Annotated in this window: 15 protein-coding genes and 1 pseudogene; 9 read left to right on the top strand and 7 right to left on the bottom strand. The window is 60.7% G+C overall.

Translation table 11 applies throughout. The annotated features are described in order from the left end of the window. Positions 1-674: 674 nt before the first annotated feature. On the bottom strand, positions 675-1,652 hold the full coding sequence (locus AC1DX4_RS23995; protein WP_477222647.1) for a membrane dipeptidase: 978 nt from the start codon (positions 1,650-1,652) through the stop codon (positions 675-677). Beyond that, a complete protein-coding gene (locus AC1DX4_RS23990) occupies positions 1,649-3,097 on the bottom strand; it encodes an aldehyde dehydrogenase family protein (protein ID WP_477222646.1) in 1,449 nt (482 codons plus the stop codon). Before AC1DX4_RS23990 ends, AC1DX4_RS23995 begins: the two co-directional genes overlap by 4 nt. Before the next feature lie 100 nt (positions 3,098-3,197). Here AC1DX4_RS23990 and AC1DX4_RS23985 point away from each other — a divergent pair, with 100 nt between their 5' ends. The 5 genes from AC1DX4_RS23985 to AC1DX4_RS23965 are packed head-to-tail and all read left to right on the top strand — an operon-like array spanning position 3,198 to position 8,469. Beyond that, positions 3,198-4,106 carry a LysR family transcriptional regulator gene (locus AC1DX4_RS23985; RefSeq protein WP_477222645.1) on the top strand — a complete coding sequence of 303 codons (909 nt, stop codon included), beginning with the start codon at positions 3,198-3,200 and terminating at the stop codon, positions 4,104-4,106. After that, positions 4,107-5,126 carry an Ldh family oxidoreductase gene (locus AC1DX4_RS23980; protein WP_477222644.1) on the top strand — a complete coding sequence of 340 codons (1,020 nt, stop codon included), beginning with the start codon at positions 4,107-4,109 and terminating at the stop codon, positions 5,124-5,126. Then, on the top strand, positions 5,123-6,778 hold the full coding sequence (locus tag AC1DX4_RS23975) for a hypothetical protein (protein WP_477222643.1): 1,656 nt from the start codon (positions 5,123-5,125) through the stop codon (positions 6,776-6,778). Before AC1DX4_RS23980 ends, AC1DX4_RS23975 begins: the two co-directional genes overlap by 4 nt. After that, positions 6,775-7,347: a DUF3726 domain-containing protein gene (locus tag AC1DX4_RS23970; protein ID WP_477222642.1), complete on the top strand. Its 573-nt coding sequence runs from the start codon at positions 6,775-6,777 to the stop codon at positions 7,345-7,347. Before AC1DX4_RS23975 ends, AC1DX4_RS23970 begins: the two co-directional genes overlap by 4 nt. A gap of 15 nt (positions 7,348-7,362) precedes the next feature. After that, the gene (locus AC1DX4_RS23965; RefSeq protein WP_477222641.1) at positions 7,363-8,469 is read left to right on the top strand and encodes a class I SAM-dependent methyltransferase; all 1,107 of its coding nucleotides are present in this window, start codon (positions 7,363-7,365) and stop codon (positions 8,467-8,469) included. Positions 8,470-8,936: 467 nt separating this feature from the next. Here AC1DX4_RS23965 and AC1DX4_RS23960 read toward each other — a convergent pair whose 3' ends face one another. Together AC1DX4_RS23960 and AC1DX4_RS23955 are read right to left on the bottom strand one after the other, a co-directional pair. Further along, positions 8,937-9,368, bottom strand: a complete 432-nt coding sequence (locus AC1DX4_RS23960; protein ID WP_477222640.1) for a Ku protein — start codon at positions 9,366-9,368, stop codon at positions 8,937-8,939. Between the two features lie 72 nt (positions 9,369-9,440). Further along, positions 9,441-13,190, bottom strand: a complete 3,750-nt coding sequence (locus tag AC1DX4_RS23955; RefSeq protein ID WP_477222639.1) for a GAF domain-containing protein — start codon at positions 13,188-13,190, stop codon at positions 9,441-9,443. 644 nt (positions 13,191-13,834) lie between these two features. Here AC1DX4_RS23955 and AC1DX4_RS23950 point away from each other — a divergent pair. From AC1DX4_RS23950 to AC1DX4_RS23940, 3 genes and pseudogenes are all read left to right on the top strand, one after another. After that, positions 13,835-14,494, top strand: a complete 660-nt coding sequence (locus AC1DX4_RS23950; RefSeq protein WP_477222638.1) for a phospholipase D-like domain-containing protein — start codon at positions 13,835-13,837, stop codon at positions 14,492-14,494. Continuing rightward, positions 14,491-15,330 (top strand): annotated as a pseudogene (locus AC1DX4_RS23945) (YihY/virulence factor BrkB family protein). The gene AC1DX4_RS23950 and the pseudogene AC1DX4_RS23945 overlap by 4 nt, the downstream one beginning before the upstream one ends. 738 nt (positions 15,331-16,068) lie before the next feature. Continuing rightward, positions 16,069-16,272 (top strand): hypothetical protein, encoded by a 204-nt coding sequence (locus tag AC1DX4_RS23940; protein WP_477222637.1) that lies wholly within the window; start codon positions 16,069-16,071, stop codon positions 16,270-16,272. A 492-nt stretch (positions 16,273-16,764) separates the two neighbouring features. Here the strand turns inward: AC1DX4_RS23940 and AC1DX4_RS23935 are convergent, their stop codons facing one another. From AC1DX4_RS23935 to AC1DX4_RS23925, 3 genes are all read right to left on the bottom strand, one after another. Then, a complete protein-coding gene (locus AC1DX4_RS23935) occupies positions 16,765-17,172 on the bottom strand; it encodes a hypothetical protein (protein ID WP_477222636.1) in 408 nt (135 codons plus the stop codon). Positions 17,173-17,759: 587 nt separating this feature from the next. Further along, positions 17,760-18,095 (bottom strand): hypothetical protein, encoded by a 336-nt coding sequence (locus AC1DX4_RS23930; RefSeq protein ID WP_477222635.1) that lies wholly within the window; start codon positions 18,093-18,095, stop codon positions 17,760-17,762. Between the two features lie 430 nt (positions 18,096-18,525). After that, positions 18,526-18,777 carry a hypothetical protein gene (locus AC1DX4_RS23925; RefSeq protein WP_477222634.1) on the bottom strand — a complete coding sequence of 84 codons (252 nt, stop codon included), beginning with the start codon at positions 18,775-18,777 and terminating at the stop codon, positions 18,526-18,528. A 309-nt stretch (positions 18,778-19,086) separates the two neighbouring features. Here AC1DX4_RS23925 and AC1DX4_RS23920 point away from each other — a divergent pair, with 309 nt between their 5' ends. After that, a complete protein-coding gene (locus AC1DX4_RS23920) occupies positions 19,087-20,064 on the top strand; it encodes an ABC transporter permease (protein ID WP_477222661.1) in 978 nt (325 codons plus the stop codon). Positions 20,065-20,094 lie beyond the last annotated feature (30 nt).

The raw sequence follows: 20,094 nt of genomic DNA, 5'->3' as shown, positions 1-20,094 counted from the left end.
TGCCAGGTGTGCGCGAAGATGCTGCTCCGTTCCTGCTGCCAGACATCATCGCGGACATAAAACGACGGGTCCAAGTTCAGGTACTGCACGGGCGGAGTGTCGAGTGGCGGGTGGTCGGGTCGCAAGGTATCTGGCGTCATAGGCTAACCTCAAGTTGCGGCAATCCTGTCGTAAGCGGGGCGACATCGCAAGGCTTTGGCTTTGCTGCGCACAGCCTGTAAGCCGGTGTGCAATTTTGCTCTAACGCAGATTTGCTGAAGTTGCGGTTCATTTCCAATTCGCCGACCTAGTTGTCGACCACGATCAACACGTCGGATGCCTTAACCGCAGCACAGGTTCCAGGCCGACTTCGAGGCCAGTTCGTCGTCCACTGATGAACGGCCGGTATTAGAATGGTGCGGTTCGCACGCGAACGACGAGGATGGGGTCGTTAGCTGACGAGGCAAACTTTGCCCGATGACCGTGGACTCGAACGGCAGCTTACCGACGAGCGCTTCCTAGAAGCAGACCTTCCGGATACGACCCAGAAGCCGCCGGATGCATCTATCTCGGTCAAAGGGAGTAAGTTCCGCCACTTCCTTAGAGCAGACGTTGTCCACGATACGACCCAGGTCGTGCTGGTGCTCGCGAGGGGTAGGCGATCCACCTAGGCCAGTGAGGTGATTTGTCTCCTGTCATGCAACGTTAGGAAGGCTAGTGACGATGAAGCGATGCCAGGCATTGCCAAGCACGAGCGAGGTTTCGACCTTGCCGAAGCCCGCCGACAGAAGGCCTTCCGAAAGCTTGGGAAAGTCGAGGTTCGATCTGAACCAGGAAGGTTGAGGCGGAAAGCTCGCGGCCCTGATCGCCTGGCGGGTCCAGCGGCCCTCGCGCATCCAGCGCACGATGCTGTCGGGCTGGTCCTGGCAAAGATCCGAGCCAATGCCGAGTTGCTCCGCTCCCATGATCTCGGCTGCTGCTGAGGCCATTTCGCCGAATTGCCGAAGCGTCGTCTCCGAGCCCTGCTGAAGATGCAACGGGTAGAGCGAAAGGCCGAGCAGTCCCTGCTTGTCGCGCAGCGCTTGCATGACGGTCCTTGAAACATTGCGGTTGCTGTCGCAGAGCCAACGCGGATTGGCGTGGCTGATGACCACCGGCTTTTGCGACAGCGCGATTGCTTCCAGCGTCGTTCGCTCGCCTGCGTGCGACAGATCGATGATCATGCCGAGCCGGTTCATTTCGGCAATCGCCTCGCGCCCCATGCGGGTGATGCCGCTGTCTTCCTTCTCCATCCAGCCGCAGCCCAAAAGCGACTGGTTGTTGTAGGTGAGCTGCATGAAGCGGATGCCGAGATCGAAGAGCATTTCGATCAGGCCGATGTCGTCCTCGATCGGCATCGGGTTCTGCAGGCCGAGGAAAATCGCCGTGCGGTTCGTGGCGCGGGCGCGCTCGATGTCGGCGCTGTCGCGCGCCAAAAGGATGAGGTCCTCGTTGTCGCGCAAGCGTGTGCGCCAATCGACGAGGTGGCGTACCGTCTCGCGGAAACCTTCATGGTAACCGACAGTGGCGTGGACCGCGGTCAGGCCGCCCTGGCGCATCTGTTGAAAGATCTCGCGCGACCAGTTGCAGTATTGAAGCCCGTCAATGAGCACCTGGGGCTGATCGGTGGTCATTCGGGTACGCCCGCATGGATATAGGACGTCTTGACCTGCGTGTAGAACTCGACCGCGGCACGGCCTTGCTCACGCGGGCCGTAGCTGGAGGCACGAATGCCGCCGAACGGCACATGATAGTCCGTGCCGGCGGTCGCAAGGTTGACCATGACGCAGCCCGAGCGCGACGCATGGCGGAACTTCGTGGCGCGCGCCAATGAGCGCGTGGCGATCCCCGCCGTCAGTCCGTAAGGGGTGTCGTTGGCAAGGAAGATCGCCTCGTCGAGATCGTTGGCGGTGATGACGCAGGTGATCGGCGCGAACATCTCTTCCTGATTGATGCGCATGCGCGAACGCCCGTTGAGGAAGACGGCGGGCGCCATGTAGTGCCCCCGATGCGCCAGGTGGAGCGCCTCGCCACCTGTTGCAAGCTCGGCGCCTTCGCTTTTGCCGAGCGCTACATAGTCGAGGTTGGCGCCGAGTTGCCCGGCGCTGACGACCGGTCCCATCTGGACACCGGCTTCCAGGGCATGGCCGACCTTCAGCGCCTTGGTTCTTGCAAGGAACTGCTCGACAAACGCATCATGCACCGGCTTGTGGACGATCAGGCGCGACGATGCCGTGCATTTCTGGCCCGAACCGCCAAAGGCGCCGTTCACGGCAAGGTCGACCGCGCGGTCGAGGTCTGCGTCGTCCATGACCACGAACGGGTTCTTCGACCCCATTTCGAGTTGAAGCTTCACGAAGCGAGCCGCGGCCAATGCCGCGATGCTCGAGCCGACGGCGCCGGAGCCGGTGAAGCTCAAGCCCTGGATGTCGGCATTGGCGGCGAGCTCGCGGCCGATCGTCGATCCCGATCCCATGACGAGGTTGAAAAGGCCTTTTGGAATGGCCTGCCGGCTGATGATCTCGGTCAAGGCCCAGGCGCTGGCTGGCGTGATGCTGGCCGGCTTCCAGACGACGGCATTGCCGAAAGCCAGTGCCGGCGCGATCTTCCAGGACGCGGTGGCGATGGGAAAATTCCACGGCGATATGATCGCGACGACGCCGAGCGGCTCGCGCTCTGTCAGGACGTCCACGCCGGCCCTGACAGAGTCCGCCGAAGAGCCGAGATTGCGCAGCGCCTCGGCGGCGAAATAGGTGAAGAACTGCCCGGCGCGATAGACCTCGCCGACGCCCTCGGCCAGGATCTTGCCTTCCTCACGGGACAGCAGTTCGCCAAGCTCCTTCGAGCGCGACATCAATTCGCGGCCGATGGCATCCAGAACCGCGGCTCTCGCTTCGAGCCCGGCTGCCGCCCATTCTCGCTGCGCACCATGGGCCGCCGCTACGGCGTCGTGAACATCGGACGATGCAGCTTGGGCAAAACGCCCGACACTATCGGTGAGGTCCGACGGATTGCTGTCCTCGATCCAGTCGGCGCCATCGCGCCACTCGCCGGCAACGAAGTTCTGTCCGTTCAGCATCGTGTTTGTCCTGTATCAATTCGGTTGACAACGACCTAACCAATGTTGTGAACTTCAATCAAGCTCAATTTTTGGTGCAAATGTTCAGGTAAGCTTAACAGTGACCAAAACCATCAGCCTTGTCGGCATGCGCAGCTTCGTCGCGGTTTGCGAGAGCGGTGGCGTGCGCGCCGCGGCGTATCAGATCGGCCGCACGCCGTCCGCCGTGTCGATGACCCTCAAACAGCTCGAGGACGACATTGGCGCGCCACTGTTTGAGAGCGAGCGCAAGGGCGCGCTTTCAGCCGTGGGGCGCATCGTGCTCGATGAGGGGCGGGCAATAATCGCCCACTATGATCGCGCCTGCCTGGCCATCGTCAGCTACGCGGCCGACCGGCAGGGCCGCTGTGACGTCGCAAGCGTGCCTTCCGTTGCCGTGACCTTGCTGCCACGGGCGATCGCCCAGCTACGCGCCGAAGGCAAACGCTTCGATATCCATGTTCGCGACAGCGATTCCAACGCCATCGTCGAGGCGGTCGAAAACGGCATGGTGGAGGTCGGCTTGTGCGTGCTTGCAACCAAGCGGCCGCAACTCAGCTTCGAGCAGCTGTTCCAGGAGCCGCTTGATTTCGTCTGCCCGGTCGATCATCCCCTGGCCAAATCGAAACGTCCATTGACCTGGGAGCAATTGGAAGGCGAGAGCTTCATCCAGAATGGCGCGGCCGCAGCCCTTGGCATTGCCGAGATCGAGGCGCTTGCCGCCGGCTCGAAACTAACGGCGAGCAATGTGAGCTCCAATCTGGCGATGGTCGAGGCCGGGCTCGGCGTGACTATCCTGCCTCGGCTTTGCCGCTGGAAATCCAGCCACGCCGTTCGCTTCGTTCCGCTTGCCGATCCACGATCGAGCCGGACGGTCGGCTGGATCGCCAAGGAAGGTCGCAACCTGCAGCCGGCATCGCTCAGGTTCATCGAATGCATGCGCCTGCAGACGCGGGCGAGCGAGGGAGAATTCGGTTATGCGGCGGCGTGAATGGCGGGTGACCAGATGACGCGCATGACGCAAGCCCGGATCGAGACGCTGGCCTGCACCGCCCTGATGCGTCACGGCGCCAGCGGAACACAGGCCGGGGCGCTGGCCGCCGGCATCGCGGCGGCCGAACGCGACGGCCTGAAGTCGCACGGCCTGATGTATCTACCGACCTATTGCGAACATCTGAACTGCGGAAAGGTCCTGGGATTGGCTGAGCCTCGCCTGACACGACCGGCTCCGGCTATCGTCGCTGTCGATGCCGGCAACGGCTTCGCGCACGCCGCCATTTCCGTCGGCCTGCCGCAATTGATCGAGGCGGCGCGTTCGCAAGGTCTCGCGGCGCTCGCCATCCGCAACTCCTACAATTGCGGCGCGCTTGGCTATCACACGGAACGGATCGCCCGGGACGGCCTGGTCGGGCTGGGCTTCACCAACGCGCCGGCCTCGATCGCGCCCTGGGGCGGCCGCAAGGCGGCCGTTGGCACAAATCCCTGGTCGCTGGCGGTTCCCGACGGGCAAGGCGGCGCGCGCTTCGTCATCGATCAGAGCGCGAGTGTCGTCGCCAAGAGCGAAGTCATCAAGCGGGCTCGCGCCGGCGAACCTCTCCCTCCCGGCTGGGCCTTCGACGCAAGCGGCGAGACCACCACCGATGCCGGCGAAGCGCTGAAGGGCACGATGGCGCCGGCCGGCGGCTATAAGGGCGTCGGCTCCGCCCTGCTGGTGGAGATTTTCGCCGCATGCCTGACCGGCGCCAACCCAGGGCTTGTCGCCAGTCCGTTCTCCGGCACAGCCGGAGGTCCCCCTGGGACTGGCCAATTCTTCCTGGCGGTCGCCCCCGACGCTACCTCGGGTGGAGCGTTCTCCGGAGCGCTGGAGATCGTCGCTGGCGCCTTCGCCGGCGAGGCCAGGCTTCCGGGGACACGGCGCTTTGCCGCGCGCGAGCACAACACACGCGAAGGCATCGAGGTAGCGACCGAAACGCTTGCCACGCTCGAAAAGCTCGCCGGGACAGCCGCATGACGACAATTGCATTGCGCCCGCCCGAGATCGTCATGCGCCTGCAGCGGCTTGGCGCGGCACATCCCACGCGGTTGAGTTTCCTGCGCCAGCTGATCCGCCGCGCCACCAACGAACAATGGCGTGTGCGCAAGGATGGGTTCGAACTGGACAACCATGGCTTCGGACGCGCGGTCTATGCGGTCGAGACGCCGGCAAGGGTCTACAGCCTTGTCGCGTTCTCGACGCCGCTCGATGATGAAAACCGCTCCGACCGGGTGATCGCGCAGGCCTGGGACACGAGCTACGTTCTTTACGACGGCTTGCCGGATCAAGCCGAAGTCGCCCGGCTGGAGGCGAATGCGCCTCTGCAGGAGGCCGGCCGCTACACGAGCCGCGAACTGGTGCTGGCGCGTGCCAACAAGAGCGTGCGACTGTTCGAGGAGGTGGCTGCGGCGCTGGCGCAAGGACAACAACCGGACGAGGAGCAACTGCTTGGCGTCGGCTATTTGCTCCGCACCACTGCGGTCTACGGCAACGGCAAGTTCGGCATTGCCGATCGGGACGAAATCGCGTCGCGGCCGGAGCTTGCCGGCTCCTTTCAGGCGGAGATGCTCACGGTCTGGCTGATCCGGTCCTTCACGCTCGATCTGGTCGATCACATCGCCCATCGCCGCAATCCGGCCGGCGCGGCGAGGCTGGCGCCGGATCTGCGCCGGGCGCTGGGCGTGGGCAATGCGACAGGCTTGGGCATGGCCCCTTTCCTCGTTCGCCATCCACTGCTGACGCATAGCTGGTTCCTGGCGCGTGAGACCGCGCTGGCAAGGGTTCGCGCCCAGCCGCATGCCGGCGAGGTGGAACGAAGCGGCTTTTCGGCGGCGCTCGCCGACCTGCGCCAACGTGTTGCCCGCTGGCACAGCGATGACAGACGTCAAGCCGCAGCAACGCGGTCGTTGGCCGACGATCTCGATGCGCTGGCGGAAAACCTCGAGCAGCTCCTGGCGAAGCCGTTGCCTTGGGATGCGCTCTATCGCTTTGCGGAAGATCGGTTCTCCCTGGAAGGGCAGGAGGCCTGCGTTGCGCTGATCCTCGAGCCGCATGGCGCGCTGATCGACGAACTCGGCGAGACCATGAAAGCCGACGAGACGCCTGGGTATGTGATCGAAGGCGGCATGAGCTGCGGTTCGCTCCGCCAGATGCTTCTCGACAGTTATTCCTGGGCGGCAGATATCGACTTCGTTGAACCGGCCGCCAACGCAAGGTTCTGGTATGTTTCGGCGGAGAAGCTCGAGCCCCGGCTTGGCGAACGCTTCGAGGAGGAGGGAGCCGACCTCGAACAACCCCTGGCAACGACGCGCGATGCGCTCAAGCTCGCTGCCGCGCTGGCGCAGGAAACCGCTTCAGCCAGTGTCGCGGAGTTTCTGCTTCGCTGGCCAGAGTGGCGCCATGCCGTGCGGCGCGCCCAGATCGTCGCCAAATTTCCCTATGCCGAGATCCACGACAATCTGATCGGCGCCGATCTGCGGCCTGTCGACATACTGCGCGCCAAGCTTGCGTTTTTCGGTGCGCGCAGTTTCGATCCGCGCTCGGATCGCTGGCTGCGGATCGCGCTGTTCAGTGGCGAGCCCTTAATCGAGGATGTCGCCACGGTTGCGGCGATGGGAGAGGTCGCATGATCGACCTCTCCCTCAACGAGGTGGAGACGCTGAGCACCAAGGCGGCTCGGGGCGCTGGATTTTCATGGGGCCTGGCCGAGGATATCGGACGGGCGGCGCGCCGGGTCGCTGTCGAAGATGAAAACTGGGGCCAGGCCTTGCTTGGCCTGCTCGACAATGCTCAATCCTTCGCGCCGCCGGATCTTTCGCGCACGGCGCGCTGGCGCATGGGCGAGGCTGATGTCGCTACCGGAAGGCCGCTCTGTCCGATCCGGACGGCAGCGCTTTTGCTCGACGATCCGCTTGAGGCGGGCGTGTTGCCGCTGACGATCCTCGATGTCGCTCTGCCGGTCTGGCTCGACGCCATGTTGCGCCGGTCAACCATGGGTTTAGCGCATCCGGTGGTGTTGCCCCGGGCCGATGTCGTCATCGAACGCCATCTGCAGATCGCGCAACCGGTCGCGGGCCGGCGCGGGGCAATCGACAGGGAGACGCTTGCCGCGCTCAATGCGTTTGCCGCCCGAACCTATGTGCCGGAAAGCGAAAGATCGCGCGCTCGCGGCGCCGGCGGGGGCCGCGTCGACGATTAGAGGGAGAACAAGACGATGAGCGCAGCCGACAGCCAGAAGATTGCCATGCGCGGAGCGGGCTACTATTCGGCGAACACGGTGGGAGCCAAGAACGTCATCGACAAGGTCGGCGACCTCGTCGTCAAGGCGGTCGCCAAGATGCCTCGGCTGGCCGACGACCAGCCATTTGCGGTAGCCGATTTCGGCGCGGCCGACGGCGGCACCTCGATGGACATGATGCGGCGGCTGGTCGGCGCCATCCGCGAAACGGAACCGCATCGGGCAATATCGATCACCTACACGGACCTGCCCCACAATGATTTCTCGACCCTCTTCCGGCTGAGTCAGGGACTTCTTGGCAACCCGACAGAGACTCCACTGGCCGACACACCCGCCCTTTACATCTTCGGCAGCGGAACGAGCTTCTATCACCAGATCCTGCCGGGCAATTCCTTGTCGCTCGGGTTCTCCGCTACCGCCATGCACTGGATCAGCAAAAGACCTTGCATGATTGCCGACCATGTCCAGGCGGTTGGCGCGACTGACGCCGAGCGCGCGCAATTTCGCGCCCAGGCTCTCAGCGACTGGGAGACGATCCTGCTTGCTAGGGCGCGCGAGCTACGATCCGGCGGCAGGCTGGCGCTAGCCAATTTCTGCGTCGATGAAGCGGGGCGTTATCTCGGACATACGACAGGGGTCGACATGTTTGATACTTTCGCACGGCATTGGCGCGACCTGCTTCGGGTCGGACGGATCAGCGAGACCGAATACGTCAGCGCGACATTCCAGCAGTTCTACAAGACGCCGACTGAGTTCGCCGCGCCATTCCGTGACCCCGCTTCGCCGGTGTCGCAAGCAGGACTGGAGCTGGAGACGATGTTCACCATGGTGACGCCGTGTCCCTACGCGGAGGCATTCCGGGTCCATCGCAACGCGGAGGAGTTTGCCCGGGGGTATGTCCCGACGCTCCGCTCCTGGTCGGAGACTGTTTTTGCAAACGCACTGGATTCCTCGCGGCCCGCGAACGACCGTTCCGCAATTGTCGATGATCTTTACGGCGCTTACGAAGCTGACGTCGCGTGCGCGCCCGAAGGGCATCGCATGGACTACGTCCACTGTGTGACGGAGATCGTCAAATCATAAGAGATATCCAGGTTTGCCCCGGGCTTTTTTCGTCGGCGCACGTTGACGACAGGAAAGGTCAGGTCGCGATGCGCCCACGTCACCCTCAATGTCTGCTTGTGAAGGTTCGCAGTCCGAAGCTGCCGGGCTGCTTTCGGTCCCAATTTGACATTTTTCACGGCTAAGTGAGGAACCATAGATCTGGTAGCACCCAACCGCATAACCGCTCCTATGCTGGATGATCCCAGGGTAAGTTTCCCTTGGATTTCAGAATCGGCATCGAGTGGCCGATGCGCGTCGGCGCAAAAGGGATTGAGAGAGGTCGCTGACGAGTTTCCTGGATATCCATCAGTTTCGCTCATCAGCCTCCGAAAAGAAGAGATACGCCTAGCGCGGGAAAATCCCACTCTTATTTGGTAGAAGCAAGGTGGCTAGACCTGCGCGGCTCGTTTGACCTATGTCCTCGGCCCCTCACGCGCAGCCGGAATTCAACGCTCCCGATCGTGCTTGAACTGCTGAGCCCACTGCAAATCCATTAGCCACGGTTCGCGCCGGTCGATCCAGAGTTCATATTCCGGAATGATGTCGCTTGTATCGACCTCGACGATTGATACGAATTCACCGGCTTCCAGCGTGTGATCAGAGGTAAGCTTGAGTGCCTTGATATCGTCGGGCTCGATCTGAAGGAATTCGTCTTTTGAAACCTCGAAGCCCTTCACCTGGTCTTGCGCGTCGACCGTCTTTCCTGTCTTCTCGTCGGCATAGACTCTTTTAACGGGAAGGCCGTCCTTGCGGTTCAGGATCTTGAAATGGATCTTCGAGGCCTCGCTGGTAGCACCGACAATCTTCACGCCGCAGGTCACGGAGCCAACCTTCAAGAAGCCTTTCCAGACAGCACAAGGCGCAACCATTTCATTCATCCTGTTTCCGGTCAGGGCAAACGAGCTTCCGTTCAAATCGTTCCTCCGCAGGCGGGCTTCAACGGAACGCCGTCACTCCGAGGGGTCGTCAAGGATCGCACGCACCTTTTCGGCGAGGTCCTCAAGGCTAAACGGTTTGGGCAAAAGCTGGGTGCCTGGGTCGAGAATGCCATTGTGAACGATGGCATTGCGTGTGTAGCCGGTGGTGTAGAGGACCTTGAGCCTTGGATTTTTGTTGCGCAGGATGTCGACCATTTGGCGCCCTGACATCTCCGGCATGACGACATCGGTGAACAGCAAGGACAATCGCTGCCCGGCCTCAATCATCTTGATCGCTTCATTGGGACCGCTGGCCTCGACCACCGTATAGCCCAGCTCACGCAGCGCTTCGGCGGAGACGGCACGGACACGATCCTCGTCCTCCACGACCATGACGACCTCGCTCGCAAGACCGCCGTCGATGGTGCGAGGCTGCGCTTTGTCGGCTTCCTGTTGCGCATCTCCGTAGTGCCGAGGCAGGTAGATCTTGACCGTCGTGCCTACGCCCGGTTCCGAGTAGATTTTGACGTTGCCGCCGGACTGGCGGACGAAACCGTAGACTTGGCTCAGGCCGAGCCCGGTTCCCTTGCCCACGCTCTTGGTCGTGTAGAAGGGGTCGAAGGCTTTCGCGAGAACCTCCGCAGACATTCCGGTTCCCGTGTCGGTCACCGCGATCAGCACAAACTGTCCGGCGGCGATGGCGGACTCACGCGCGTAGCGCTCGTCGACATAGGCGTTGGAGGTTTCGATGGTCAGCTTGCCGCCATTCGTCATGGCGTCCCGCGCATTGACGGAGAGGTTGAGAAGGGCGCTTTCCAACTGACTGGAATCCGCCTTGACCTGCCAAAGACCGGCGCCGAAAGCGGTCTCGACCTTGATCGTTTCGCCGAGTGTTCGCATAAGCAGGTCGGTCATTCCGCCGACCAGGCGGTTTGCGTTGATGGGTTCCGGCTTGAGCGGTTGCTGTCGCGAGAAGGCCAGCAAACGCTGTGTCAGAGCCGCGGCGCGGTGTGCGCCGTCCATTGCGCCTTCGACAAACCGACCAACATCAGTCTCGCCTTTTGCCAGTTTGCGCTGAAGCAGATTGAGCCCGCCAATGATAACGGCAAGCATGTTGTTGAAGTCGTGCGCGATGCCGCCCGTCAACTGGCCCACCGCCTCCATCTTCTGCACCTGGCGCAACTGCTCCTCCGCCTTCGAACGCTCTGCAACTTCCTCGATCACGCGCTGTTCAAGCGTGGAATTGAGCGTTTGCAACGCGGCTTCCGCGCGTCGTCGCTCGGCAAGTTCCCGCTCGGCCGCCTGGAACAGGCGGGCGTTGTCGATTGCCGTGGCTGCGTGGCCGGCAATACCCAAAAGAGCGGTCTCGTGTTCAGGCAGAAACTTGCCGGTTTCGGCATGGCCGAAGAACAGCCCACCCAGCACCCCTCCAGAGTTGGAGACGACCGGCACCGCCAGATAGGAGCGCACTGGCAGGTGGCCTTCTGGCATGCCTTTGCGAGGGGTGTTCTTGCCGTAGCGCGGGTCTTTCAGGATGTCGTCCGATCGAACCACGGCCGTCCCGAGAAAAGTCGGTTCGAATACTGCCGTCGCACGTGGCATTGGATAGTTTTCGAACGCTGAACGCGGGGCGCCGGAGAGGGCGTAAAGCATGTAGCTGCCGCCCTGGTCGTCCAGCACGTTGTAGAAGAACGCGCCGAACTGTGCCCCGGACAACTGCACGCCGGCGTCGGTCGTAATCTGGACGATCTTGTCGAGATCGAACTCGGCCGCCACCGCCGCTCCAGTATCATTCATGATCTTCAGATGGCGCTCGGCTTTCTTGCGGCCGGAAATGTCGATCACGGTGCCGATGAAACGGAGAGCCTTCCTGTCCTCAAAGATCGCATGGCCGCTTGCAGCCACCCAACGCTCTACACCATCTTCCAGGCCGATCGTTCGATACTCGATGTTGAAAGGTTCAGGAGCGTCAGGGGAAAGAGCTTTTCTCACCGCCTCATCCGCTCGAGCCCGATCATCGGGATGCAGGCCTGCGATAAAACTGCCTTCATAGGAAACGTCGTGATCCGACAGGATGCCGAACAGGGCGCGGCACTGCCTGTCCCATTGCAATCGGCCGGTGCCCGGATCGTAATCCCAGGTTCCAATTGACGCCGCCTGCGTGGCGAGGCTCAACCGCTCCGTGGTCTCGGCCGCCGCCTGGTCCGACCTTACCCTTTCGATATGCGCCCACGATCGTTCGGTGACCTCGGTGAGAAGCGCAAGCTCGTTCTGTGTCCATGGCCGTGCAACGCTGTCGTGGATCGCCATCAACGCCGTCAGGCGGCCCTCTTTGACCAGCGGCATACAGATCGTTGCGGCAATGCCTATGTTCACGAACGCTGCGGCTTCTTCCGGCGGCAATTCGGCAGCATTGGCATTGATGATCAAGGGCAAGCCCTGATGAAGCCGCAGGACCGCGAGCTGGCCAAAGTCCTGCAAGCTGTAGTAGCCGACGATGCTGGATGAGCCTTGCTTGTGCCAATCGCCACGGATGGTAAAGTGGTCCTGATCGGGCTCCATATCCGCATAGGCACAGATTGCCACGCCGAGATGCTGGCCAAGCATCCTTGTTGTGATTTCAAGGATCGCGTCTGCGTCGGTACTCTTTGCCGTTTCTTTTCCAAGTGCATCAAGGAAACGCAGACGGCTTTCGTTCTGGCGCAGTTCCGCTTGTGCGCGCCGTCGTTCAACGGCTGTGCGGGTCCGCTCGGCCATCTCGCTAACGAACGCGATCTCTTCCTCCAACCAGGATCGCGGTCTGTCGTGGTTGAGGTATAGTAGGGCGACAAAGCCACCCTTTTCAGTGACCGGCATGTTGATCAAGGATTGAGCGCTGATCGCCTTCAGCGCCTCGGCGTTGTGGCTCGTGCGCGGATCCTTCTCGGCGTCCTCGAAGACAACCGTGATGCCGCGTTTGAGGTCCTCGATATACGTGCCGTAATCACGAAAATGCAGCACGCCGGCAAGGCTCTTGATGCCCGACGCATTCCAGTCGCGTTCGATTGAAATGGTCTCTTTCGCAAGATCGATCGTGCCATAACCGGCCCGGCTCACTTCCAGTTCCCGGCCAATGATTTCGGCCGCAGCGTAGGCCAGGTCGTCCGGGTTCTCAATAAGCCGAACAGCGTCACCGAGCTCGGCCAGCGCAGCGCTACGCTTCCTCGCGCGATACGTCTCGGTGACGTCGAACCCCTCGCAGAAAATTCCGGTGATGGTGCTGTTGCCGTCGTAGAGCGGCGCGTAGATGAACGTCAGGTATCGGCTCTCTTCAGGAGTTTCCTGCGAACGGCGAAAGCGAACCGGAACGCCTTGTGCCTCGAATGTCTTGCCGCTGCTGAACACTTCGTCCAGACGTTCGAAGAACCCTTGGCCTTCGAGGCTCGGAATAGCACTCCGGATTGGTCTTCCCAGCCAATCGTCGCTGTTGAACACAAGGCGATGGGCGTCATTCAGGAATTCAACCACGTGGTCGGGGCCGCGCATGATGATGATGAAGCCGGGTGCCTGTTCGAACAGATTGATCTGACGTTCCGCAGCAAGGCGCTCGCGTCTTTCAGCAAGAAATCTGTCGGTCGTTTCCGTGCAGACGCCAAAGATTCCGCCCACCTTACCGGTGTCCGACCGAATGACCGGATTATAGGAGAACGCGAAGTGCGTCTCCTCCGGAGCGCCGTGCTTGTCGATCCGGATCTCGATGTCGTCCATGTGTACGGACTGGCCCTGGAAGACCTGGTCGAACATTGGGCTGATCATGTCCCAGGCCTCAGCCCAAACCTGCTGGCTGGGCAGGCCGAGAGCAGTCGGATGCCTTCGGCCAAGGATTGGAATGAAGGCGTCGTTGTAGAGCTAGATGCGCTCCGCGCCCCAGACAACAAACATGGGCTGAGCAGAATTCAGTATCAGATCGACGAGGGTCTTAAGCTCTGTTGGCCATGACGAAACGGGTCCGATCTGGGTCTGCTCCACGCGCGCGACCCAATACGCTCAGCCATCTCGCCGGCGCTGCGAAATGCAGCGCTCGCCCTGTCCTGGTTGGATGCTGCCAAGAAATCCCCCAATATCGAACGGGGCAAAACGACAGAAACTGTCTTTGGTTGCATCGCCGAACTGCAGCCAAGGCGCTTTTTTGCTTCGCGGAGAAGAATCTCGCCCGCCCGAAACGGTGCCGAAGCCACCCAGAAACAGCGGCGCATACAGCACAAGGTCGATGCCGATCTCGCTAAACGGAAATCGAAACCCTCAGTCGGGATGCGCGTCTGAGCGGAACCCCAAGCTCGGACCTCCAAGGCTTGGACAGGTCCCCATGCAACCAGATTAGCCCTGAAGTGTTCTTGCTATGATTTTGAGCAAGGGCGGCTCCAGAGCCGTTCGAGGGTACCCAATTCATGGACGTCTCCATCGCGCGAACGACGGACGACAAGATCAAAGCCGGCAAGAGCGGCTTGCTGCTCGTTTCGGACAATTATGACGCCTTCGCCGCACGCGTTCTGGCGGCGAGAAGTGCGGTTCGCACGCTCGACCTCATGTACTACCTTTGGCACGATGACCACACCGGCCGATTGCTTCTGCATGAAGTCTTCAGTGCCGCGCAGCGGGGCGTGCGCGTGCGGATGCTCCTTGATGACGTCAATCCGCGCAAGAACGATTCTGCTTATCTGGCCTTGAGCAGCCATCCGAATATCGAACTGAAATTGTTCAACCCGAGTGGCATCAGAGCCCGCGGCATCATGCGTAGCGTGGAAGTTGTCCTGCGGCTTTTTGCGTTGACACGTAGGATGCACAACAAGGCATGGATCGCTGACGACGCCGTCGCCATCGTCGGCGGGCGCAACGTTGGCGATGCCTATTTCGATGCGGCGGAAACCAATTTCCGCGACCTCGACCTGCTGCTGCTGGACCCCGCCGTGCAGCAGACCACGCAGATATTCGAGACTTTCTGGGCCTGCCAGGAAGCAAGGCCAGTTGCTGCGCTGGGCGCGGTTGCGCAGACCACGCATGCCCATCAATTGCTGGCCTCGTTTTCGGTCGGGATGCTGCGCAATTGACGTTGTCGGCTCAGATTTCCGGTTTGATGGGGCCAGAAAGTGCCGATCTCCTACAGACCGCCCTGCAGAGTGCCTCGAGCAGATTATCCGGAACCTGGGCTGCGGTTATCGGAGTAGTCACTTTGTTGGTGACCGCATCTGGCGTTTTTGGCGAAATGCAGCAATCGCTTAACGCCATATGGAGGGTTGAACCTCAGGGAAGTTCGTTGTCGCGTCTGGTCCGGGCGCGTGCGGCAAGTCTGGGTTTGGTCGCGGCGCTCGGTTTCCTGTTGCTCGTGTCTCTCGTTGCCAGCGCAGCGATCTCGGCCTAGGGAAACATCATCAACGCTCAGCTGCCGTTTGGTACAATCGTCCTCGGCGCGATAAACGCCGTCGTTTCGTTTGTCCTGATTTCAGTGATGTTCGCGGCCATCTACAAAGTTTTACCCGATCGAACACTCGAATGGCGGGACGTTGGGATCGGTGCTGTTATGACCGCCGCCCTGTTCACGCTCGGAAAGTCGCTTATCGGCTGGTATATCGGCACCAGCGCGATCGCCTCGTCCTACGGGGCCGCCGGTGGGCTGCTCGTCATCCTCCTGTGGGTTTACTACTCATCGGAAATTTTTCTCCTCGGTGCCGAGTTCACGCGCGCCTATTCCATTCGACACGGCAGCAGGTCGGATCTGGAGGCATTGGCTGACAGTCCTTTGCCTGCACGACATATCCCAATTCGATCAGAGCAAACTTCTTCCTCCGCGGGAGTGATTACGCTGTTGGGGGTGGCGTGCGCGAGCGCAACGATGACCTCTCTTATGCTCGGACTTCGGCGTCGCAAGGCCGACAGGGAAAGCTGACCTCGGCTTATCCACCACTCCCTCTTATTCCAGACAGCCCTCGCTGTCAGAAGAGGCCCCCGTATGTTCGCGTCGCCGACCGCTTGGTGCGCCCTGGCCTGCCTATATGTGGAAGGTTGAAGGAACTTTAGCGTTTCGACTTTGTTTCGCTTGGACATTCCAAAGGAGCCAATGGCATGGGACCGAAATCATCGCGCGATATGCCGGGACCAAAACCTCGCAAGGACCAGGATACGGACGCCCGAGAGGCTGTTGTCAAAACCCCCGCCAAGACAAACGATTGGGATCGCGAGTTGGTCCATGGTGATGGAGACACCATCGGAATCGAGGCCAAGCCCGGTCGAACACCGCCGCTATAGCCGCACCTATGGGCGAAGTGGGCTTCCTCAGTGGTCGGCGGCATGGCTTCAACTGTCTCGCCAATCTTTCGAAGCGACTCTGTTTAGTCAGTTCCTTCAGATGCGAGCAGCGATCAGTTGCGCATGAGCGACACAAACAGCGCGCTCGCTGTCGCTTGATTTGTTCCGAAGCTCTCGGGCTGACAGGGCCGCCGCACACCATGCTCAACCCCGTTTGCCGACCTTCTCGACCTTGCCAAAACTGACCTCCGGCGGTGCTTTCGATCTGGGCGATGTTGTTGACGGTTCCGATACCGTCGTCGCTGGGGATGATGGTTGCATAGCAAGTAGACATTGTTAATTCTCCTCTTGGGGTCAAAGGCATTGGGGGGCGCAACACATGGCGCGTGCTAAGTATTACGTCTTCAAAGAAGATGAGGGCTGGAAGGTCCGGTATGACGGCAAGGATTACCCTTACGACTCCAACGGTGATGCATTGCTGGCCGCTATCAAGGCTCCAAGCGGCGCCGCGTCCCACGGCTACGAAGCCGAGGTGCTTGTGCAAGGTATAGATGGGAAGTGGCGCACAGAGTGGGCCGGTTAACGAACGGCTCCGCTGACGGCATACACTACATCCGCATCGAGCCCAGCGCCACCGGGGACAGGACGGGAATTTCCTCCGTCCCGCGCGCGACAATCGTCCATTGTAGCGGACGCGCGCAGGAAATGCGGTTTATACGCCGTCCGCTTTAGATAGGCCGGGTGAACATAGAGAAGCGTCACGTGGGTTTGCTGCCATCCTACCGATCATCCTGATGGAACATTAGGAGGCTCTAAGTGTTCATTACAACGCGAGGGTTACCGGAAATTCTTCCGGCGCAATTCCTCGCAAGCAGTAATGTGCTTAGTCTGCAAATTCTGAGGAGATGGACCCATGAACAGCATTATCTACATCGTTGGACTCGTCGTTGTCGTCCTTGCTGTCTTGAGCTTTTTTGGTCTCAGAAGATAGGCGATAGAAGACGCGGGGCCTTTCATCGACATGCCTATCACGGGCCAGCCACCTCCAGTGGCGGCCTCTCTATCCTTGGGCGCTTCAGCGCGTGGCAGATGCTAACTCAGATCCAAAACGCGCGCTTGCGCTTGAGAAAACAACGACCGCAAACATCAACACGGCTGCAGCGACAATTAGCGAACCGACAGCGACGATCGGCTCAAGGGCAGTATTGCCTTGCAGCATCAGATATAGTGCCGGCAGCATCACAACCAATCCGACATTATATAGGCCGTAATGGATCATCGCGATTTTCCGCGCTGCCTTTGCCGGGTTAAGGGCGTAGTAGCCGCCGAAGATTGCGCTTGTGACCCATCCGAGAAGATTGATGTGGGCATGTGCCGGAAAGGCACCGTGGTCGCCTGAGATCGCCATTTGGAGCCCAGCCGCAATCCCCAAAATAAGCCACAAAATCGCTGTCTTAAAGAAAAAATCCGAAACCTTAGGCATGACACTTCCTCCCCAAAATGCCGATTTCAACCGTCTATCTTGATCTCAATTCAGCCCTTTTGCCAAGGGCAACGTCTGCAATTAGTCAGCCATGATTGCCGCTTGGAAATTGTATCAAAACCAAGATTGGCTGGAAAGGGACACCGCCTTTTTACCGAGCCGTTCAGCCAAATCACCATCGTCTTGCCGACAATGGGCGCAGCACGGTGGTTGACACCATCACTGCCATTTGTGTGCGTCTCCGAGACAAACTGCACTACGGCTGGCGCAAAAAGGATGACTAGCAGATAGCGATCACGCCTTCAGAGGCGTTCAGATGCGACCTGAGCCCGGCGCCTCTGAATTGGCCGGGCGCGGATCAATCCGGTGGGCAGCGCGCCGCTCGCGCCGCCATTGTCCAGCCGCCACACCTGTCGCAGCCTTGAAAGCGCGGCTCAGGGCTATGTCGGTGACAGAGCCAGTCTGCGCAGCAGCCGTCGCGATCGAGTGAAATGTTTGGCTTAGCGGAACGATACGGCCCGCCACCCCAACACGATTGTGTGTGCCGGGTCCGCAGTCATGGCTGGACTGGACGGGACCATCGTTCCCTAGACGCGGCCAGCCTTGGCGATCTCGGCAAGCAGCTTGGTCCCCGCCTCGAGGTAACTGGTGTTTATCTGTTCGGCCATGGGCAGCGCGTACCAGGCGGTAAGTTCCGCGATCAGAACGCAGCTGCCCTCAGCGACTGGCACTGAAGCAAGTCCTCCATCTCTGGCCATAACGATCGCGACGATGCCGTCCACCCCGTAGCCGATTGCCGCGATCCGTTGAATGCCAGGATTGTCGTAGACGCGAACATCGAACAGCACGGAGCCAGCCGTCTTCTGCGCAATGTCGGTCACGCGATCAGAGAACGGGCGATTCAAACCACCGGTATCGGCCAACGATTGCTCGAGTAAAACGAGATCAACATACTGCGCCCCCATCCACCGTCACTATGGACCCGCTCGTGCAATCGGCAATCCCTACTGTCAGCCTTCACACAGGAAAACATCCTGAGACCCGGCCACACCAGTAGGCGCGTCCGCAAGGCCCTGACTGTTGGTCGGTTGGAAAGCAGTGTCACCTCTGCGGCCTTCGAGGACAGTTCGACGCGCCGCGGGCCACTCCGTTCCCTGATGCTACGATCGACGTAGCCTTTTGCCAGGAACGTGCGCGGTGAGCCAAACAAGGTGCCTCGGCAACGCTCTCCGCGAGAAGGACGCAGCGACTTGGGATCCAGTGTCCTGTAGGACGACCGTCGATAATGGCTTGCACATATGGCTATGGTTTAGGCCACAAAAACCCCGCCGAAGCGGGATTTCCCCTCTTGGTTCAGCGAGTCGATTTCTTTGAGCTGGCAGCCTTAGGCTGGCCAGACTTGCCAATGCTCGCGGCGTCCTTGGAATGGGCTGCCATCGCTGGTGCGGCACCGGTACTCTTGGTCGTTGTCGACTTAGCCGGAGCCGCCTTTTTCGCAGCGGCTTTCTCAGGAGCAGCCTTGGCAGACGCCGCCCTCTTGACGGTGGCCTTCTTGGGCTTGTCCTTCGAGGAGAAAATTCCAGTGATGCTGTCGATGATGGACATGGCAAACCCTCCGTTGAAACCGACCACCAATGCAGTGCATGGCCAAATAGTTCCATCAGGCAACCTAGGTGTGTTCTTCCTCGATGATCGGGGACGCGATGATCATCGACGGCGGCTGGGCTGCGGACCAACCACACGGGATTGGCACCGCTTGGGCCGCGGACGCGATAGAGCGGCGGGCCAGCATAACTGATATTCCATCGACGGGTCTGTCTCGGCTCCTCCAAAAAAGGGATGTTGTTCCAGCTTGATGCCGATCGCACAGGTTCGCATCCGCGGATCGGCATCGGCCGGTCTGGGAGGTCCGGAATGGGGAAGGTGCGATTGTCGCAAGAGGGCGTGGTGTTCGCACTGGCCGTTGCGATGTTCGCCGTCTTCGCGGTCTCACTCAACAATTTCCTGACCGCCGGTAACCTCATAGCGCTGGTGCGCAGCGTCTCGATCCTGGGCATCCTCGGGCTCGGCATGGGGCTGGTGGTGATCGGCCGGGGAATAGACCTCGCAATGGTCGCCACGATGGTGGTCTCCCTGTCTTGGGTTCTGTCCCTGGCGCAGTCCGGCACGCCGTTCGATACCGCCGTTGCCTACGGCTTCCTGCTCGCCATTGCCATCGGTCTGGCGAGCGGCATCCTGATTGCCTATGCGGACATCCCGGCGATCTTCACGACCCTGGCCATGGGGCTGGTGATCTACGGATCAGGACGCGCCTTCCTGTTTGAGATCGACGTGCAGAACTCCCCGACCGGCGTCGAATGGTTCGACTTTCTCGGACGTGGTTTGTTGTTCGGCCTGCCGATGCCGATCGCCGCTTTCGCCGTACTTGCCGCGCTGATTGCCTTGCTGCTGCTGCGCACCCGATTCGGCCGGTTCGTCTATGCGGCAGGGGACAATCCGCAGGCGGCCCGCATCACTGGTTTGCCGCTGCGGCCGCTGATCGTGGTGCAATATGTCGTGAGTTCGCTGATCGCCTTCCTTGCTGGCATCGTCATGGCGGCGGCTGTGTCCGGCATGAGCACGCGTGTCTACAACTCCACCATGATCTACGATGTACTGCTCGTCGTGGTGCTGGGCGGTATAAGCCTGAGCGGCGGTCGTGGCGGTGTGCGCAACGTGCTGGTGGGAACGCTGCTGGTCGGCGTGTTGCTCAACGGCATGACCATTCTCGACATCACCTACACCACACAAAACCTGATCAAGAGCTTGATCCTATTGCTGGCGATCATGGTGGACAGCTTAATCAACCCCAGGGACGAGCAGACCTCGCAACAAAGCCAAGGGGACATCTGAACGATATCTTGTTTTAAACGGGAGGAAACC

Source organism: Mesorhizobium sp. P3_A8, assembly GCF_056402995.1.
Note: the sequence above shows the minus strand (reverse complement) of the source record. Positions and strands in the feature narration are given on the sequence as shown.

What these genes read in the sequence shown, in the direction of transcription:
- AC1DX4_RS23995 (WP_477222647.1), bottom strand. Translation starts at nt 1,652, where the DNA reads ATGACCACCGATCAGCCCCAGGTGCTCATTGACGGGCTTCAATACTGC.
- AC1DX4_RS23940 (WP_477222637.1), top strand. Translation starts at nt 16,069, where the DNA reads ATGGCGCGTGCTAAGTATTACGTCTTCAAAGAAGATGAGGGCTGGAAG.
- AC1DX4_RS23920 (WP_477222661.1), top strand. Translation starts at nt 19,087, where the DNA reads ATGGGGAAGGTGCGATTGTCGCAAGAGGGCGTGGTGTTCGCACTGGCC.
- AC1DX4_RS23950 (WP_477222638.1), top strand. Translation starts at nt 13,835, where the DNA reads ATGGACGTCTCCATCGCGCGAACGACGGACGACAAGATCAAAGCCGGC.
- AC1DX4_RS23975 (WP_477222643.1), top strand. Translation starts at nt 5,123, where the DNA reads ATGACGACAATTGCATTGCGCCCGCCCGAGATCGTCATGCGCCTGCAG.
- AC1DX4_RS23960 (WP_477222640.1), bottom strand. Translation starts at nt 9,368, where the DNA reads ATGAATGAAATGGTTGCGCCTTGTGCTGTCTGGAAAGGCTTCTTGAAG.
- AC1DX4_RS23955 (WP_477222639.1), bottom strand. Translation starts at nt 13,190, where the DNA reads ATGTTCGACCAGGTCTTCCAGGGCCAGTCCGTACACATGGACGACATC.
- AC1DX4_RS23990 (WP_477222646.1), bottom strand. Translation starts at nt 3,097, where the DNA reads ATGCTGAACGGACAGAACTTCGTTGCCGGCGAGTGGCGCGATGGCGCC.
- AC1DX4_RS23970 (WP_477222642.1), top strand. Translation starts at nt 6,775, where the DNA reads ATGATCGACCTCTCCCTCAACGAGGTGGAGACGCTGAGCACCAAGGCG.
- AC1DX4_RS23935 (WP_477222636.1), bottom strand. Translation starts at nt 17,172, where the DNA reads ATGCCTAAGGTTTCGGATTTTTTCTTTAAGACAGCGATTTTGTGGCTT.
- AC1DX4_RS23925 (WP_477222634.1), bottom strand. Translation starts at nt 18,777, where the DNA reads ATGTCCATCATCGACAGCATCACTGGAATTTTCTCCTCGAAGGACAAG.
- AC1DX4_RS23965 (WP_477222641.1), top strand. Translation starts at nt 7,363, where the DNA reads ATGAGCGCAGCCGACAGCCAGAAGATTGCCATGCGCGGAGCGGGCTAC.
- AC1DX4_RS23980 (WP_477222644.1), top strand. Translation starts at nt 4,107, where the DNA reads ATGGCGGGTGACCAGATGACGCGCATGACGCAAGCCCGGATCGAGACG.